Source organism: Actinocorallia aurantiaca, assembly GCF_039533685.1.
GTDB classification, from domain to species: domain Bacteria; phylum Actinomycetota; class Actinomycetes; order Streptosporangiales; family Streptosporangiaceae; genus Actinocorallia; species Actinocorallia aurantiaca.
On the sequence record NZ_BAAATZ010000005.1, the window covers coordinates 1 to 958 of the forward strand.

1 protein-coding gene is annotated in these 958 nt (G+C 71.5%); it reads left to right on the plus strand.

Annotated features, from left to right (window positions below; all coding sequences use genetic code 11):
• On the plus strand, positions 1 to 871 hold an 871-nt coding region (gene sucB / locus ABD327_RS06125), incomplete at its 5' end, for a 2-oxoglutarate dehydrogenase, E2 component, dihydrolipoamide succinyltransferase (protein ID WP_344449196.1).
• Between the last annotated feature and the right edge of the window lie 87 nt (positions 872 to 958).

The following is a 958-nucleotide window of genomic DNA, read 5'->3' on the forward strand; positions in this document are numbered from 1 at the left end:
CGGCGGCCGCATCCGCAAGCAGGACGTCCAGGACGCCACCAAGGCCAAGGCCGCCCAGGCTCCGGCTCCGGCCGCCGCCCCGGTCCAGGCCCCGGCCGCTCCGGCCGCCCCGGCCGCGCCCGCTCCGGTTCCGGCCGCGGCCGCCGCCAAGCGCGGCAAGACCGAGAAGCTGAGCCGCATGCGCCAGACCATCGCCCGGCGCATGGTGGAGTCCCTGCAGACCTCCGCCCAGCTCACCTCGGTCGTCGAGGTGGACATCACCAGGGTCGCCCAGCTGCGGGACCGCGCCAAGGCCGATTTCCTGGCCCGCGAGGGCGTCAAGCTGTCGTTCCTGCCGTTCTTCTCGCTCGCCGCCGTCGAGGCGCTGAAGACCCACCCGGTCGTCAACGCGGTCATCGACACCGAGAACAACGAGGTCGTCTACCACGACACCGAGCACCTGGGCATAGCGGTGGACGCCGAGCGCGGCCTGTCCGTGCCGGTGATCAAGGACGCCGGCGAGCTCAACCTCGCCGGGCTCGCCCGCAAGATCGCCGACCTGGCCGAGCGCACCCGCACCGGCAACGTCAGCCCCGACGAGCTCGGCGGCGGCACGTTCACCATCACCAACACCGGCAGCCGCGGCGCGCTGTTCGACACGCCGATCATCAACCAGCCCCAGGTCGCCATCCTGGGCACCGGCGCGGTCGTCAAGCGCCCGGTCGTGGTCAACGACCCGAACCTGGGCGAGGTCATCGCCATCCGGTCCATGGTCTACCTGTCCCTGACCTACGACCACCGGCTGGTGGACGGCGCCGACGCCGCCCGCTTCCTCACCACGGTCAAGAACAGGCTGGAGGAGGGCCACTTCGAGTCCGAGCTCGGGCTCTGAGGCGGTTCCCCCCTCTAGGCTGGGGGCGTGCGAGCGATCATCTCGGGTGCCTCAGGTCTGATCGGTGAAGCCCTCGCCGCGCATCTG